This window comes from Providencia sp. PROV048, from assembly GCF_033688165.1.
Lineage (GTDB): Bacteria > Pseudomonadota > Gammaproteobacteria > Enterobacterales > Enterobacteriaceae > Providencia > Providencia hangzhouensis.
The window spans coordinates 1,982,531-2,000,338 of the sequence record NZ_CP096360.1 but is presented as its reverse complement, the minus strand read 5'-3'; the positions used below and the strand labels follow the sequence as shown (position 1 = coordinate 2,000,338).

The 17,808-nt window shown below is 42.7% G+C and carries 8 protein-coding genes and 2 pseudogenes; 9 read left to right on the top strand and 1 reads right to left on the bottom strand.

Features of this window, described 5'->3' with window-relative positions:
* Positions 1–232 precede the first annotated feature (232 nt).
* The 4 genes and pseudogenes from speG to mgtE form a co-directional block, all read left to right on the top strand.
* A complete protein-coding gene (speG, locus tag M1F26_RS08675; RefSeq protein ID WP_004911388.1) occupies positions 233–820 on the top strand; it encodes a spermidine N1-acetyltransferase in 588 nt (195 codons plus the stop codon).
* A 54-nt stretch (positions 821–874) separates the two neighbouring features.
* The gene (ppk1, locus tag M1F26_RS08670) at positions 875–2,944 is read left to right on the top strand and encodes a polyphosphate kinase 1 (protein WP_004253537.1); all 2,070 of its coding nucleotides are present in this window, start codon (positions 875–877) and stop codon (positions 2,942–2,944) included.
* Positions 2,945–2,948: 4 nt separating this feature from the next.
* Positions 2,949–4,478 carry an exopolyphosphatase gene (locus tag M1F26_RS08665; protein WP_140172250.1) on the top strand — a complete coding sequence of 510 codons (1,530 nt, stop codon included), beginning with the start codon at positions 2,949–2,951 and terminating at the stop codon, positions 4,476–4,478.
* 375 nt (positions 4,479–4,853) lie between these two features.
* A pseudogene (gene mgtE / locus M1F26_RS08660) lies at positions 4,854–6,125 on the top strand (magnesium transporter); the annotation flags it as partial.
* Between the two features lie 189 nt (positions 6,126–6,314).
* Here mgtE and M1F26_RS08655 read toward each other — a convergent pair.
* Positions 6,315–6,695 carry an SH3 domain-containing protein gene (locus M1F26_RS08655; RefSeq protein WP_140172252.1) on the bottom strand — a complete coding sequence of 127 codons (381 nt, stop codon included), beginning with the start codon at positions 6,693–6,695 and terminating at the stop codon, positions 6,315–6,317.
* 669 nt (positions 6,696–7,364) lie between these two features.
* Here M1F26_RS08655 and M1F26_RS08650 point away from each other — a divergent pair.
* The 5 genes and pseudogenes from M1F26_RS08650 to baeS all read left to right on the top strand — a co-directional run bounded on the left by M1F26_RS08650 (position 7,365) and on the right by baeS (position 17,807).
* A complete protein-coding gene (locus M1F26_RS08650) occupies positions 7,365–8,717 on the top strand; it encodes an MFS transporter (RefSeq protein WP_004253528.1) in 1,353 nt (450 codons plus the stop codon).
* Positions 8,718–8,965: 248 nt separating this feature from the next.
* On the top strand, positions 8,966–10,210 hold the full coding sequence (locus M1F26_RS08645; protein ID WP_140172253.1) for an MdtA/MuxA family multidrug efflux RND transporter periplasmic adaptor subunit: 1,245 nt from the start codon (positions 8,966–8,968) through the stop codon (positions 10,208–10,210).
* Positions 10,210–13,332 carry an MdtB/MuxB family multidrug efflux RND transporter permease subunit gene (locus tag M1F26_RS08640; protein WP_140172254.1) on the top strand — a complete coding sequence of 1,041 codons (3,123 nt, stop codon included), beginning with the start codon at positions 10,210–10,212 and terminating at the stop codon, positions 13,330–13,332. The genes M1F26_RS08645 and M1F26_RS08640 overlap by 1 nt, the downstream gene beginning before the upstream one ends.
* Positions 13,332–16,433, top strand: a complete 3,102-nt coding sequence (mdtC, locus tag M1F26_RS08635; RefSeq protein ID WP_140172255.1) for a multidrug efflux RND transporter permease subunit MdtC — start codon at positions 13,332–13,334, stop codon at positions 16,431–16,433. The genes M1F26_RS08640 and mdtC overlap by 1 nt, the downstream gene beginning before the upstream one ends.
* Positions 16,423–17,807: pseudogene (baeS, locus tag M1F26_RS08630) on the top strand (two-component system sensor histidine kinase BaeS). Before mdtC ends, baeS begins: the two are co-directional and overlap by 11 nt.
* Position 17,808 lies beyond the last annotated feature (1 nt).

The following is a 17,808-nucleotide window of genomic DNA, read 5'->3' as shown; positions in this document are numbered from 1 at the left end:
GTGACAGCGAAAAATATAAACTTAAGGGTGGATATCCACCCTTTTTTCGTCGTATTTCGCATGGAAATAACATAGAACGGTATTGAGTTAAACAGCGTCCTCCTAAGTAAAATGAATTATTTTTCAACAAGGTGATCATCTCTCTGTGCTGTGTCATTATTTTATCGTAAATAAATGTTATCCTTGTAATCGAAGAACAACACATTTTTCCTAACTAAATAGAGGTATTTTTATGACAACCGGGCAAGTTCATCCGTTTAGGTTGCGCCCACTTGAACGTGAAGATTTAGCATTCATTCACCAGCTTGATAATAATGCCAGTGTTATGCGTTATTGGTTTGAAGAACCTTACGAAGCTTTTGTTGAATTAAGCGATCTTTACGATAAACATATTCATGACCAGTCTGAACGCCGCTTTATCGTTGAAAATGACAGTGAGAAAGTTGGCTTAGTCGAATTGGTAGAAATTGATTATGTTCACCGACGCTCTGAGTTTCAAATTATCATTGCACCGAGCCATCAAGGCCATGGCTATGCGAGTCGCGCTGCGAAATTAGCAATGGACTACGCGTTTTCCGTACTAAACTTATATAAACTTTATCTTATTGTTGATAAAGAAAATGTTAAAGCTATCCATATTTATAATAAACTAGGCTTCCATACTGAAGGCGAACTGATCGACGAATTCTTTGTCAATGGTCGCTATCACACCGCTATCCGTATGTGTATTTTTCAGCAACAATATTTTACGATGAAGCAACAATCTGCTAATCCAGAAAGTGTTATTACCCAAGATAAAGCAATTAAACAACACATTTAGCTAACTGACTGGTATCATAGCCATAAAGTAACAAGAGTCTAATACGGAGTTAGAATGTCCCAAGAACGTCTCTATCATGAAAAAGAGTTAAGCTGGCTGTCTTTTAACGAGCGTGTTTTACAAGAAGCAGCCGACAAGCGTAACCCTCTTATTGAGCGAATGCGTTTTTTGGGTATTTATTCCAATAATTTAGACGAGTTTTATAAAGTCCGCTTCGCCGACGTTAAACGCCGTATTTTAATTAATGAAGAACGGGGTTCGGCAAGCGGTGCTCGCCACTTGTTAAAGAGAATTCAGTCAAGAGTTGCCAAACAAGAACAAGAGTTCGACATTCTCTATAATGACTTATTATTGGAAATGGCGCGCAATCAAATATTCTTGATTAACGAACGTCAAATTTCGCCTCGCCAACAGATTTGGTTACGTCAATATTTCCGGCAGAACCTGCGCCAGCATATTACGCCAATATTAATTAATCCTGACACCAATCTGGTTGAGTTTCTAAAAGATGACTACACGTACCTTGCCGTTGAAATCATCAATGGCAATCACATTCAGTATGCGCTATTGGAAATTCCCTCTGATAAAGTACCTCGGTTTGTTAACTTACCGCCGGAAATGCCAAAGCGTCGCAAGTCAATGATCCTAATTGATAATATCCTTCGCTATACGCTCGATGAAATTTTCAAAGGTTTTTTTGATTACGATAAGCTCAATGCCTATTCGATGAAAATGACGCGTGATGCAGAGTACGACATCGCAACAGAGATGGAATCGAGCTTGCTCGAAATAATGTCATCTACATTAAAACAACGTTTAACCGCAGAACCCGTCCGTTTTGTCTATCAGCGTGATATGCCTGACGAAATGGTTGCTCTTTTACGTGAAAAACTGGGGCTATCCAGCGATGACTCCGTGATTGCCGGTGGCCGCTACCACAATTTTAAAGACTTTATTAATTTCCCTAATGAAGGAAATAAAAACCTATTAAACAAGCCATTACCAAGGCTGCGTCACCGCTGGTTTGATAATTTCCGTAACGGTTTCGATGCCATTCGCGAACGCGATGTGCTGTTATATTATCCCTACTATACCTTTGAACATACTTTAGAATTATTGCGCCAAGCGTCTTTTGACCCGAATGTATTGTCGATAAAAATTAATATTTACCGTGTTGCGAAAGACTCACGCATTATCGATTCCGTCATTCATGCTGCCCATAATGGAAAAAAAGTCACAGTGGTCGTTGAGTTACAAGCTCGATTCGATGAAGCCGCCAATATTCATTGGGCAAAACGGTTAACCGAAGCTGGCGTGCATGTTATTTTCTCCGCGCCAGGGCTTAAAATCCATGCGAAATTGTTTATTATCTCGCGTATGGAAGAAGGCCAAATCGTTCGCTACGCTCATATTGGTACGGGTAATTTTAATGAAAAAACCGCTCGGCTTTATACCGATTACTCGCTACTCACAGCAAATGAGCTGATCACCAACGAAGTTCGTCGGGTATTTAGTTTTATAGAAAACCCCTATCGCCCAGTGACTTTCGATAATTTAATGGTGTCCCCACAAAATACACGGATTCGTTTAATGGCCTTAATTGACCAAGAAATCGAAAATGCACTCGCTGAACGCCCCAGTGGCATCACATTAAAAATTAATAATCTAGTCGACAAAGAATTGACCGACAAACTGTATGATGCCTCCAATGCAGGTGTCAAAATTCGTTTATTAGTCAGAGGAATGTGCTCTTTAGTGGCGGGTCAAGTCGGCTATAGTGAAAATATTCAAGTAACCAGCATTGTTGACCGTTTTCTTGAGCATGACCGTGTCTATGTTTTCACCAATGCGGGTGACGAAAAAGTCTTTATTTCCTCCGCTGACTGGATGACGCGCAATATTGACTACCGCATTGAAGTTGCCGTTAGTTTAGTCGACCCGCATTTAAAACAACGGGTATTGGATATTTTAGAGCTGCAATTTAGCGATACCGTAAAAGCACGTTATGTTGACAAAGATTTAAGTAATCATTATGTTCCCCGCGGAAATAAACGAAAAATCCAAGCCCAGCTTGCTGTGTATGATTATTTAAAATCAATCGAAACACCTGATACAAGAGCTTAAAAATATGCCAATAACCAACGCCTCAACACCGAGACCACAAGAAATTGCGGCTATAGATTTAGGCTCCAATAGTTTTCATATGGTCATTGCTCGTATTGTTAACGGTGCATTGCAAGTTCTCACTCGTTTGAAAAAACGTGTTCACCTTGCTGATGGCCTAAGTGATACCAATGAATTAAGTGATGAAGCCATGGAGCGTGGCCTTGCCTGCCTCGCGTTGTTTGCCGAACGGTTACAAGGATTTTCCCCTGAGAACGTGTGTATTGTTGGTACACACTCATTACGTGTCGCAACGAATGTGAAACTATTTTTGCAACGCGCTAAAGAAATCATGCCCTATCCTATTGAAATCATTTCAGGCCAAGAAGAGGCTCGATTGATTTTTATGGGCGTTGAACACACCCAACCCGAAAAAGGCCGCAAATTAGTACTTGATATCGGTGGCGGTTCAACTGAGTTAGTCATTGGTGAAAAGTTTGAACCGCTTTTGATTGAAAGCCGCCGAATGGGGTGTGTGAGCTTTGCTCGCACTTACTTCCCAAATGAAGAAATCAATCCTGAATTTTTCAATCGCGCCTACCTAGGGGCTTGCTTAAAGCTAGAAAGCACTGCGATTTTATTTAAAAAACAAACTTGGGACGTCGCGATGGGTGCCTCGGGCACCATCAAAGCTGCCCATAGTGTAATACAAGAATTAGGCTATAAAGACGGTATTATCACCCGTGAACGCCTTATCGAAATCAAGCAAATGGCGTTGAAATATAAGTCATTTAGCGCACTAAATATACTCGGCCTCTCTAATGAACGTAAACACGTATTTGTCCCAGGTTTAGCCATTTTACTTGCCGTCTTTGATTCATTAGAAATTAAAGAGTTACGTTTATCTGACGGTGCATTACGTGAAGGTGTTTTATATGAAATGGAAGGCCGCTTCCGTCACCAAGATATCCGTCAACGTACTGCATTAAGCCTTGCTGAGCATTATAATATTGATAGAGAGCAAGCTAAACGTGTATTAAAAACGATGGAAGAGCTCTATTTCCAATGGGGGCAGCAAAACCCTAAACAACTCAATCCACAGTTAGAATCCATTTTAATATGGGCGGTTATGCTCCATGAAGTTGGCTTAAGTATTAATCATAGTGGTATGCACCGCCATTCTGCTTATATTTTGCAAAATACTAACTTACCGGGTTTCAACCAAGAACAGCAACTATTACTGGCAACATTAGTACGTAACCATCGTAGGGCTATTAAGTATGACGATATCCCTAAATTTAATTTATTTAAAAGAAAACAATTTATGCCGCTTATCCAAATTTTGCGGCTAGCCATTTTGTTAAATAATCAACGCCAATCTACAACAATCCCTTCTTCGTTACGGATAGAAACGGATGATGGGCACTGGACTATCTATTTACCATCTGAATATCTCGTGCAAAATGCATTGATGTTATTAGATTTAGAAAAGGAAAGTGGCTATTGGGAAGATGTTCCCGGTTGGTCGTTAACTATTTGCGCAGAAAATGAGTAATTTGCGGCCATTATTGTAGTGATTTGTTCTTATTATTCATCATTGATGACTTGAAAATCACCGCTTATTTGACTCAACTATTTGATATATTATTTAAATAGGCGACAATAATGATAATAAATTTCGTCCGCTCGCAGACGAATTCATAAAAAGCGCTTTTGCGCTGCTATTGCTTTAAGGATTAAAATGTCACAATCTGCTTTCTCAACCGATGCGGCGCCAACAGTCAACCCGCACTCTCAAAAACTGGCACATATTCGCCAGCAAATCCTGACGCTATTTTTAGATGACGAAGAGTTCGTCCATGCGCTTGTTGAAAATGATCAACACGTCAGTATTGATGACAAAGCAATTAGTGAAAAAATTAGTCTTGTAAAAGAATTGCTACTTGATTTACACACTGCGGATATCGCCGATATCTTAGAAATGCTCCCTTATGATGAGCGTCTCGCGTTATGGCGTCTTGTTGATAATAACGAACGTGGTGAAGTGTTAGTTGAGGCCTCGGTTTCTGTTTGGGATAGCCTAATTAAGGATATGTCTGACAGAGAACTACTGCGCGCCGTTGCCAACTTGCATGTTGACGAACAAGCCTATATTGCTGAGCATTTACCTCGTGACACCATGCGTCGGCTCCTCACCTATTTAGAACCTAGTCTGCGTAGCCGTATTCGCGAAGTTTTACAATATGCGAAAGATAGCGTCGGTCAAATGATGGATTTTGAATTCGTCACCGTACGCCCAAATGTGACGCTAAAAACGGTTCAACGTTATTTACGCCAACGGGGCAAGATCCCAGAAGCGACCGACAAAATTTTCGTTGTCGATAACAGTAATTATTTACAAGGTGAATTACCTCTAACCACTATTTTAACGCAATCCCCTGAAAAAATAGTGGCCGATGTCATGAAGACTGACACAGTGACCTTCTTGCCTGATGAAAAAGGCGAAGACGCAGCGAGTGCGTTCGAACGTTATGACTTAATTTCTGCAGCTGTTGTTGATAACAACGGCCTACTAATGGGCCGCCTGACGGTTGAAGATATCGTTGATAACATTAGTGAAGAAAACGATAACAGTATTCGTCGTATGGGGGGGTTAAGCCCTGAAGAAGACGTTTTCGCCCCTGTCGGCCAAGCCGTTAAAACCCGTTGGACATGGCTAGCCATTAACCTATGTACCGCTTTTGTGGCTTCTCGTGTTATTGGGGTTTTTGAAGATACGATTTCCCAATTAGTCGCCCTTGCCACATTAATGCCTATTGTGGCAGGAATTGGCGGTAATACGGGAAACCAAACCATTACCATGATTGTTCGTGCCATTGCCCTGCACCAGATACAAAACAATAGTTTCTCTTTCTTAATGTTAAGGGAGCTTGGTGTCGCCTTTATTAATGGGGTTGTATGGGGAGGAATTATGGGTGTCGTCACCTACTTCCTTTATGGCGATATCGCTATGGGTGCAGTTATGACATTAGCAATGATCTTGAACCTACTGATGGCGGCTATTATGGGCGTGCTTATTCCACTCATTATGCTGAAAATGGGCAAGGACCCTGCTATCGGTTCTAGCGTGATGATCACCGCCATCACAGATACAGGCGGTTTCTTTATTTTCCTTGGCTTAGCCACACTGTTCCTCGTTTAAATTCGCTCTGCACGCGTCCTACTCTTAGATTAGGCGCGTGCAATCTGTAGCTCCAATTTAGTAATGTCACTTTTTACAGCATAAAGGAATAAACCTTTTGTCGCGATAAGGACATTCAAAATGTTGGTGACTATGTCGGATAAAGAATCAATTAGGATCAATGTTATTCAGGCTGTTACTGAAAAACGATTACGGAGGCGTGACGCTGCCGCTCAACTCGATTTCTTTTAGATTTAATGCAGGGATCCAGCCTTGCTCTCCTGTATCTAATTTTTCGCACCAAATCCAACCATTGGTTTTTTTATATCCAATGACATGTTCCTGTGTTTCCACGTTCAGTTCCAAGGCACTATAGCTTTCTTTGGCCACTCCTGTAGTTTCGCTAGTTAATTCAATTAGCTGCTTCGGAACCCAACCACTCAAACCGTTAAACGAACAAAGATACCAATCATCCCAGCCCTCATCTCCTACGTATTTTTCGCCTACAGTCAACAGATTACCGGCCGAGAAATGAATAGGATTAGGGTATTCAGAAATATGTCTCTTAATCACAATCAGCTGTTTTTTCATTAAGTTACCAATAATAGTTTTTAATTTTTACTATCATACTAGAAAATTAGAGCAAATTCCGTAAAAAAGAAAGAGACGTTTCTATTTTGGAGAACAAGGTGACATTTTAAATCTGAAGTGACATCATTTTACAAAACACTTCCTCGGAAAGCAAATCCCAGCTAAAAAACCAAAACCCCGCAAACAACCCTTTTATTTATCTATTAATTAAATGATTTTATAGTTATTTAGTTTATCTAGATTAATAAAGTTAATTATAACGAATAATATCTAGGTAATATTTACTTACCATAATTCAGTAAGAATTTATTAAATTAAATATAATTAACGCTATAACTCACTAATTTAAATATACGATATTCTGCAAAATTCATATTATTAACATCATATAAGGTTATTTATCATCACACCAAATCAATACGCTAACAAATCAAAACTAATTGGAATGTCATTCTTGTTTTTAGGGTTGAGGTTTACAGAATATAGAATTTCCTGCTATAAATATACTCATGCAAGAAAGATACTGTGTATTAAACTAAGTTATACCCATCCAACGTTTTATACCTCTTATCTGCACCAATAAAAATGATTAGCTCATTATTATGAGTCAATGCTTATTATTTTGAATTTATGCAATTTAGTATTACAGGTAGTTAGAAGGAAACTATAATGACACCGCAAACCGCCAGCCAGCCCTCTGCGAGACCTTTGGGCAAAGAAGACTATAAAACATTAGGCTTATCCTCTTTAGGGGGAACTCTTGAGTTTTATGACTTCGTTATCTTTGTTTTTTACGCAAAAATTATTTCCCAACTATTTTTCCCAGGGGATAACGAATTTCTCGCGCTAATGGCAACACTGGGTCTATTTGCAGCAGGTTACCTTGCTCGCCCTCTTGGTGGCATTATCATGGCTCACTTCGGGGATAAAATTGGCCGCAAGAAAATGTTTACCCTCAGTATTTTCTTAATGGCATTCCCAACATTTGTTATTGGTTTCTTACCTACTTTTGAAACTATTGGTGCTGCTGCTCCATTATTACTGCTGTTAATGCGTATTATGCAAGGTGCCGCGATTGGTGGTGAAATGCCAGGTGCATGGGTATTTATTGCAGAGCATACACCAAAGCAACGCTATGGCTTAGGTGTCGGTACACTGACTTCTGGGATCACTGGCGGTATTTTATTAGGCTCTATCGTCGCTATTATTATTGAACGCTCTTATACCACAACTGAAATTCATGATTTCGCATGGCGTATTCCATTTATTCTTGGTGGTGTTTTTGGGTTTATCTCTGTGTATTTACGTCGTTTTTTACAAGAAACCCCGATATTTAAAGAACTGGCAGCCAAAAAGGCCTTGTCACAAGAATTACCCGTCAAAACCGTCATTAAGTCTCATAAACAAGCTTGTATGATCACTGCGGCACTGACGTGGTCATTATCAACCGCTATCGTTGTCACCATTTTGATGACACCAGATGTGGTGTTAAAAGGGATCTATAACATTGATAGGAATGTGGCATTGCAAGCTAACTGCGCGGCGACATTGACCTTAACATTAGGCTGTATCTTCTGGGGCTGGTTAGGCGATAAAACCGGAACACGTACCTCAATGACTTTATCATGGGGTGGATTAGCCGTAACGGCAATTTACTTCTATTCGTCATTATCCAGTGATATTGCGGCGAGTACGTTAATTTTTAACTATGGCTTGATGGGCTTCTTTGTTGGTGCGATTGCAACCACTCCTATTATCAGTACACGCGCATTTCCACCTGAAATTCGCTATTCTGGCCTGTCATTCGCTTACAATGTGGCTTATGCAATTTTTGGTGGTTTAACACCAATATTAACTGGTGCTTGGTTGCAGCAATCTCACATGGCACCTGCCTATTATGTCGCTGGCGTCTCATTATTAGCGGTTGCTGTAGCCTTCATTCCTCTATCTTGGAAAGGTTGGACTGTCAATTCAGAGTCTTCAAACGAAAAATCTGCGGTCTTAAAAGCTTCTAGTTTATAAAATCGATTGCCCCCTATTTACTCGGGGGGCAATCTTAATTGATACAAAATTATTCCCCCGCTCTCCCCCTTTACAAGCACTGAAGTATACAAGTACAGAAATTGACACTTATTCATATTTCCTCCATTTTTCTTTGTACCTATCACGTTAAACTACTAATATGTCTAACTGACTCTTTTTTGTTAGTTTTTTAGTATACAGCCTGACGGATCTCATCCACTTTTTTTGAGTTAAGCGAATTACCCAAAATGAATAAACAAAAACAACGTAAACCTTTTATTCGCTCTGCCATTTTTATTGCCATTATTGCGGTAGCTGGCGTTTCTTGGTACTTTTATCATCAAGAAAAACAATTAGATACACAATCTACTGGCACAGTAGCAAAACCAAACTCACAGCGAAGCGCGATGGACCGCCCACCACGTGTGTTAGCCCCTGTGCAGTTTGCAGTTGCTGAACAAAAAGTCGTTCCGCGATTTTTATCAGGCCTAGGCACGGTGCAAGCGGCAAATGTTGTCACTGTAACCAGCCGTGTTGAAGGCCAGTTGATGCAGTTGTATTTTACCGAAGGGCAATATGTCAATAAGGGAGATTTATTGGCACAGATTGACCCTCGCCCATTTGAAGTTCAGCTATCACAAGCTGAGGGGCAATTAGCTAAAGACAAAGCAACGTTAGCTAATGCGCAATTAGATTTAGCTCGTTATCAAAAGCTTGCTGGCACTAAAGTGATTTCGCAACAAGAGCTAGATAACCAAAAAGCGGCGGTATTACAGGCACAAGGCAGTATTAAAGTCGACCAAGCGGCCGTTGATAATGCCAAACTGCAATTAACCTACAGTAAAATTACTGCCCCCATCTCAGGGCGGGTTGGTTTAAAACAAGTTGATGTCGGAAACTTTATCTCTTCAGGAACCTCAACCCCTCTTGTTGTTATCACACAAACTCAACCCGCAGATGTCTTGTTTGCTTTACCTGAAGGTGATATTCCCGCGATCCAGCAAGCGCAATCTTCCGGTGAAAAAGTATTGATTGAAGCTTGGGACAGAAACAATATCGCGCTAATCGCAAGCGGTGAGCTACTCAGTACTGATAACCAAATTGATGCTGCGACCGGCACTCTTAAAATAAAAGCGCGCTTTACCAATGAAGAAGAAAAACTTTTCCCTAATCAATTTGTTAACGTAAAAATGCAAGTTGAAACGCTGCAAAATGCCGTGGTGATCCCAACCGCTGCACTGCAAATGGGCAATGAAGGTCATTATGTTTGGGTATTGAGTGATGATAATAAAGTCAGCAAACACAATGTGACCGTGGGGATGCAAGATAGCCAACAAGTCGTTATTGAAAGTGGGCTCGCAGCAAATACCAAAGTCATCACCGATGGTGTTGATAAACTCACCGATGGCACAACTGTCGAAGTCGTTACCGCTGAAAGCATCGCCAAAAAAGAGCCCCGCAAAGGTAAAGCCAATAGCGCGGAGAAAGCGTAATGCAGCCTGAAATGTTAAAAGGCGGTGGGCCTTCTCGTTTATTTATTTTGCGCCCTGTAGCTACCACATTATTCATGGTGGCTATATTACTTGCAGGGATCATCGGCTATCGCTTCTTACCTGTTTCAGCCCTGCCCGAAGTCGATTATCCGACGATTCAAGTTGTTACCCTTTACCCGGGAGCCAGCCCCGATGTGATGACCTCTGCAGTGACTGCGCCTTTGGAAACCCAGTTTGGGCAAATGTCGGGTCTTAAACAGATGTCATCGCAAAGTTCAGGAGGAGCATCAGTTATAACACTGATGTTCCAATTAACGTTGCCTCTAGAGGTTGCCGAACAAGAAGTCCAAGCAGCGATTAATTCCGCCAGTAGTTTACTGCCTTCGGATTTACCCTATCCTCCGATTTATAATAAGGTAAACCCTGCTGACCCGCCTGTACTCACCTTAGCGGTCACCTCTGATGCGATGCAGTTAACGCAAGTACAGGATATTATTGAAACGCGAATTGCCCAGAAAATATCCCAAGTTAATGGCGTGGGTTTAGTCACCTTAGCCGGTGGTCAACGCCCTGCTGTTCGCGTGAATTTAAACCCACAAGCCATGGCAGCCAAAGGGCTGGATAGCGAAACCATCCGCCTAGCCATCAACAATGCTAACGTCAACTCCGCAAAAGGGAGTTTCGATGGGCCAACGCGAGCAGTGACGCTTTCTGCTAACGACCAAATGAAGTCACTTGACGACTATCGTCAGCTTATTGTGGCCTTCCAAAATGGTGCGCCTGTACGTTTAGGCGACATTGCAACGATTGCACAAGGTGCCGAAAATGCCTATTTAGGGGCATGGGCAAATAATGAACAGGCGATTGTGATCAATGTGCAGCGGCAGCCCGGTGCTAACGTCATTGAAACCACAGATACCATTCGTACGCTGTTACCCGAATTAATTGAAAGCTTACCTAAATCGGTTAATGTCGATATTTTAACCGATAGAACCAGTACTATTCGAGCGTCCGTTAATGATGTACAGTTTGAGTTAATGTTAGCCATCGCCCTCGTGGTGATGGTGATTTATTTGTTTTTACGCAATGGAATTGCCACCTTAATACCGGGCATTGCGGTACCGCTGTCCCTCGTTGGTACCTTTGCAGTCATGTATTTTTGTGGTTTTTCTGTCAATAACCTCACCCTAATGGCATTAACCATCGCCACAGGTTTTGTGGTCGATGATGCGATAGTGGTGATTGAAAATATTTCCCGCTACTTAGAAAAAGGCGATAAGCCTCTGGTCGCTGCACTCAAAGGGGCGGGTGAAATCGGGTTTACCATTATCTCCCTCACCTTTTCTTTAGTTGCAGTATTAATCCCGCTGTTATTTATGGGGGATATTGTCGGCCGGTTATTCCGCGAATTTGCCATTACCCTAGCTGTGGCTATTTTGATCTCCGCTGTCGTCTCTTTAACGTTAACGCCAATGATGTGTGCACGTTTATTAAAACCAGAGTCGCAACATAAACATAACCGTTTTGAACTAGCGTGTGAGCGTTTCTTTGACCGTATGGTTGCTGGATACGCAATTTGGTTAAAACGTATTCTTAATCACCAATGGTTAACGCTTTCTGTGGCGCTAGGCACCATGGTGCTGACTGTTTTGCTGTATATGTGGATCCCAAAAGGTTTTTTCCCTTTGCAAGACAGTGGAATTATTCAAGGGTCAATTGAAAGCCGTCAATCTATTTCTTTTGCGGCCATGGCGCAAAAGCAACAGGAAGTTGCGTCAAAATTATTGGCAGACCCTGCGGTTGATAATGTCACCACTTATGTGGGGGTTGATGGTAGCAACCCAACATTAAACAACGCGCGTCTCCAAATTACCTTAAAGCCCCTTGATGAGCGTGAAGATAGAGTGGTGGCGATTATTGATCGTCTACAACAATCCGTGGATAACATTGCCGGGGTGAATTTATATTTGCAGCCTATGCAAGATCTCACCATCGATACGCAAGTTGCACGCACACAGTATCAATTTACGTTACAGGCAGGTTCACTAGAGGGATTAACCACTTGGGTTCCACGCTTGTTAGAAGCCCTAGAACAACAACCTGAACTCACGGATGTCAGTAGTGATTGGCAAAATAAAGGGCTAGTTGCCTATGTGAATGTTAACCGTGATACCGCAAGCCGTTTTGGTATCACAATGTCAGCCATTGATAACGCTTTATATAATGCATTTGGGCAGCGAATGGTTTCAACCATATACACACAGTCAAATCAATATCGTGTGATATTAGAACATGACACACAAACCCGTGATGGTATGGATGCGCTGAATGATATTCGTCTAAAAGGCACTGATGGAGCCATTGTGCCACTAAGCACCTTGGTAAATATTCAAGAAGGTAATGGGCCATTAGCCATTAATCACCTCGACCAATTTCCCGCGGTGACATTCTCGTTTAATGTGGCGAATGGCGCTTCGCTTGAGTCTGCCGTCAATGCCGTGAAATTGGCCGAATCACAAATTGCTATGCCAAAATCCATTACCACTCAATTCCAAGGGGCGACTTTAGCCTTTGAAGCTGCACTAAGCAGCACTATCTGGTTAATTGCAGCCGCAATTGTGGCGATGTATATCGTATTAGGCATTTTATATGAGAGCTTTATCCACCCGATTACGATTTTATCTACCTTACCGACTGCGGGGGTTGGCGCATTACTTGCTTTAATGATGGCAGGAAAAGACCTTGATGTTATTGCAGTCATCGGCATCATCTTATTAATTGGTATCGTGAAAAAGAACGCCATTATGATGATTGACTTTGCCCTTGCTGCAGAGCGTGAACAGGGAATGTCCCCTTATGATGCCATCTACCAAGCTTGCCTACTGCGTTTTCGCCCAATTTTAATGACCACCATGGCGGCATTACTAGGAGCCTTGCCATTAATGCTAAGTACAGGTGTCGGTGCAGAATTACGCCAACCATTAGGAATTTGTATGGTTGGTGGCTTAATTATGAGCCAAATCCTTACCTTATTTACCACACCGGTTATTTACTTATTGTTCGACCGTCTTTCTCATTATTTTAAAGACCGTCGCCAAGCGAAGAAGGCACAGGTGTCATAATGAAGCGCTTCTTTGCTCTATTTATTAGCCGCCCGGTAGCAACGACGCTGATTAGCGTTGCGATTACTTTGTGTGGTGCCCTGAGTTTTCTATTTTTACCGGTTTCTCCGTTGCCTCAAGTAGATTACCCTGTGATTAACGTGACAGCGTCACTTCCTGGGGCGTCACCCGAAACCATGGCGTCCTCCGTTGCGACACCTCTTGAACGCTCTTTAGGCAGTATTGCTGGGATCAGCGAAATGACCTCAAGCAGTGCGCTTGGGCGAACCACTATTACCCTTGAGTTTAATCTCGACAAAGACATTAATAACGCGGCTCGGGAAGTGCAAGCTGCGATTAATGCCGCGCAAAACCTGCTGCCCAGCGGTATGCCAAGCCGTCCACGTTATTACAAGTCTAATCCGTCTGATGCGCCAATTATGATTTTAACCATGACCTCAGAGACCATGGGCACTGGCGAAATTTATGATATTGCATCTACCCGTTTAGCCCAGCGAATTGCGCAAATTGAAGGGGTTAGTGAAGTTTCAGTTGGTGGCGGCTCGCTCCCTGCCGTACGGGTTGAACTCAACCCAACCGCCCTATTTAACCAAGGGGTTTCCCTTGATGCCGTGCGCTCAGCCATTAGTAGTGCTAACGTTCGCCAACCGCAAGGCTATATCAATGATGACGAAAAACGTTATCAAGTACAGACTAATGATGAGTTAAAAAAAGCAGCCGATTATCGACCAATTATTGTTCATTACAGCCAAGGCAATGCTGTAAAGCTCAGCGATGTCGCCAATGTTAAAGATTCCATTGAAAACGTACGCGCTGCCGGTATGGCAGACGGTAAACCGGCTATTTTGATTGTCATTCGTCGTGAAGCTGGTGCCAATATTATTGAAACAGTGAACCGTATTCGTGCTGAATTGCCTGAATTCAATGACATGATCCCTGCCGCTATTGATTTAAAAGTGGCACAAGACAGAACACCGACCATCCGCGCGTCTCTAGCCGAAGTGGAACGTGCTCTACTGATTGCCGTTGCCTTGGTGATCCTCGTGGTGCTGCTGTTCTTACGCTCAGGTCGCGCTACTTTGATCCCTGCCGTTGCTGTCCCTGTCTCATTGATTGGGACTTTTACGGCCATGTATTTATGTGGCTTTAGTTTAAATAACTTGTCATTGATGGCATTAACGGTTGCGACGGGCTTTGTGGTTGATGATGCCATTGTCGTATTAGAAAATATCTCACGTCATATCGAAAATGGTAAAAAACCGTTTATTGCGGCGGTTAAAGGCGTGCATGAAGTCGGCTTTACCGTCGTTTCCATGAGTATTTCCTTAGTGGCTGTTTTTATTCCGCTACTGCTTATGGATGGACTGGTCGGCCGTTTATTCCGCGAATTTGCCATTACCCTTGCAACCGCTATCGGTATTTCTTTGGTGATCTCATTAACGCTCACCCCTATGATGTGTGCTTACTTACTGAAGAAACGCCCTCGCAACGTCAAAGCCAAACATCGCGGGTTTGGACGTGTGTTGCTGCGCTTGCAAGAAAGTTATGGCATCGCTTTAAAATGGGTACTCGAACATCGCCGTAGTGTTCTCGCAGTGCTATTTGCCACAATCGGCTTAAACGTTTATCTGTATATTACCGTTCCGAAAACTTTCTTTCCTGAACAAGATACCGGCCGTGTGCTGGGCTTTGTTCGCGCAGACCAAAGTATTTCATTCCAGTCAATGAAAGAAAAAATGACCCGTTTTATGCAGCAAGTTAAAGCCGACCCAGCGACGGATAATGTCACCGGTTTTACTGGCGGTAGCCGGGTAAACAGCGGTTTTATGTATATCTCATTAAAACCACTGGGTGAACGTACTGAAAGTTCAGCTGATGTCATTAATCGGTTACGCATGAAATTAGCCAATGAGCCAGGGGCTAACCTGTTTATGATGCCAGTACAAGATATTCGTGTGGGAGGTCGACAAGCCAATGCCAGCTATCAGTTTACGCTGCTTGCGGATGAGCTTTCTGCATTGCGTGACTGGGAACCCGCCATTCGTAAAGCACTCGGTGAATTGCCACAGCTGACAGATGTGAACTCAGATAAGGAAGACAAAGGCGCAGAAATGGCGATCACCTACGATAGGGACTTAATGGCCCAGCTAGGTATCGATGTCCGTGAAGCTAACAGTTTGCTTAACAACGCATTTGGCCAACGCCAAGTTTCCACTATTTATGAAGCAATGAACCAATATAAAGTGGTGATGGAAGTTGCCCCTGAATATACGCAAGATGTCAGTTCCCTCGACAAAATGTTTGTTATCAATAAAGATGGTGACGCTATCCCGCTGTCTTATTTTGCTCGTTGGCAGCCGGCGAATGCGCCATTAAGCGTGAACCACCAGGGGCTATCAGCTTCATCCACTATCGCATTTAATGTCGCTGACGGTTATACCTTAAATGATGCCATCGTCGAAATAGAAAAAACCATGACTGCGCTTGGCGTGCCATCTACAGTGCGAGGGTCTTTTGCAGGAACGGCACAAATATTCCAAGAAACTTTGCAATCACAATTATTTTTGATTTTAGCCGCTATTGTGACTGTCTATTTAGTTCTTGGGATTCTATATGAAAGTTATATTCACCCACTGACAATTTTATCAACTTTGCCTTCTGCTGGTGTCGGTGCATTATTAGCCCTTGAGTTATTTGATACACCATTTAGTTTAATCGCTTTAATCGGCATCATGCTATTAATTGGGATCGTCAAGAAGAACGCCATTATTATGGTGGATTTTGCTATTCAAGCACAAAGAACAGCGGGTTTAACCGCTCAAGAAGCCATTTTCCGTGCCAGTTTATTACGTTTTCGCCCTATTTTAATGACGACACTCGCCGCCATTTTTGGTGCGTTACCGTTAATGTTAGGTAGTGGTGATGGAGCAGAACTACGTCAACCTCTCGGGATCACCATTGTCGGTGGCTTAATAATGAGCCAATTGCTGACTTTATTTACCACTCCTGTTGTGTATTTAAGTTTTGATAGCTTAAGGCAACGTTGGCAGCGCAAAAAGTCATTAACGCATAAGATTGTGGAGAATAACCATGAAGCTTAGGTTAAATAGCGTTAGTACTCGGCTTTTTTTAGCTATTTTTGCGACATGCTTATTGCTAGTGCTAATTATGCACCAAGGCGTGCGCATGAGTTTTCAACATGGCTTTATTGACTATATTAAAGAAAATGACCAACAACGCGTTGAGCAGGTTTCTTCCGCCCTTGCGGAACAATATGAAGAAATGGGCAATTGGCGGTTTTTGATTGGTAATGATCGCATTTTCTTTCGCATTCTGCGCTCTGTAGAACATCAACAGCATCGTGGCCCGATGCGACAGCGCTGGCGAACCATTTTTTGGGTTTATGATACACAAGACCGGCTAATTTTCGGGCAAGACACGCCCCTACCGAGCAAAGTTCTCCGTGAGCCTATTGTTACTAGCAATGGTGAAACCGTCGGTTGGCTCGTTGCCAGCTATGAAACGGGAATCAGCAGCGCCCTTGACCGCCGTTTTGATACCAAACAAATGTATACCAGTTGGATCATCGCTGGGCTGTCTTTATTTGTGGCTCTGATTGCCACATTGTTCCTTGCCCGTAGTTTTTTGAAACCCATCAAGCGGTTACTCGAAGGCACTAACCGGCTCGCCAATGGTGATTTTGCCACGCGGGTTCCTGAGTCTGGCCGCGATGAACTTGGGCAACTGGCTAAAGATTTTAACCATCTGGCCTCTACCCTTGAAAAAAACGAACAAATGCGGCGTGATTATATGGCGGATATTTCCCATGAGCTCCGCATGCCGTTGTCAGTTCTGCGAGGCGAATTAGAAGCGGTGCAAGATGGCGTCCGGCAAGCCACTCCCGAAACAATCAATTCCCTACTGAATGAAACCCAAACTTTAATTAAGCTGGTTAATGACCTCCACCAGCTCTCGTTATCGGATAGAGGCTCATTGGTCTATCGTATGCTACCGATATCATTCCTTTAATTGAAATGGCGATAGGCCAAGCTCGCTGGCGGTTAGAAGACCAACAACTTTCAGTTGAACGGCAATTTATTGCACAAGGCAACGTGTTTGCAGACCCTGACCGCATCACTCAGTTATTCTATAACTTAATGGAAAACAGCTTACGCTATACGGACCCACAAGGTAAAATTGCCATTCAAGTCACACAAGACCACAACCAGCTCAGTATAATTTGGCAAGATAGCGCCCCGGGGCTGACTACTGAGCAATGCCAACATTTATTTGAACGTTTTTACCGTGCTGAAGGTTCTCGTAATCGCGCCAGTGGCGGTTCAGGTTTAGGGTTGGCCATTTGCTATAATATTGTTGAGGCTCACCATGGGACAATTTCCGCAGCACCGTCACCATTAGGTGGTGTCAAAATTACCATTAATTTACCGATTCAATTAAAAGACAAAGGTTTATGAT